Annotated in this window: 1 protein-coding gene; it reads left to right on the top strand. The window is 75.9% G+C overall.

Going from position 1 to position 228, the window contains the following annotated elements; translation table 11 throughout:
- The coding region (locus tag VSR82_RS40575; protein WP_498858989.1) for a hypothetical protein at window positions 1-228 on the top strand (228 nt) is incomplete at both ends.

Genomic DNA, 228 nt, shown 5'->3' on the forward strand with positions numbered 1-228 from the left:
GGAGGCGCAGGAAGCGCAGCTTGCGGCGACGCTGCGCGCGCATCTGGTGGGGCAGCTGCCGGACTACATGGTGCCGGCGGCGTTCGTGCCGCTGGCGGCGCTGCCGCTGACGGTGAACGGCAAGCTGGACCGCCGGGCGCTGCCGGCGCCGCAGGACGATGCGTATGCGCGGCGGGGCTACGAGGCGCCGCGCGGGGAGCTCGAGACGGTGCTGGCGCAGCTGTGGGC

The organism is Burkholderia sp. JPY481, assembly GCF_038900515.1.
Taxonomy (GTDB): domain Bacteria; phylum Pseudomonadota; class Gammaproteobacteria; order Burkholderiales; family Burkholderiaceae; genus Paraburkholderia; species Paraburkholderia youngii.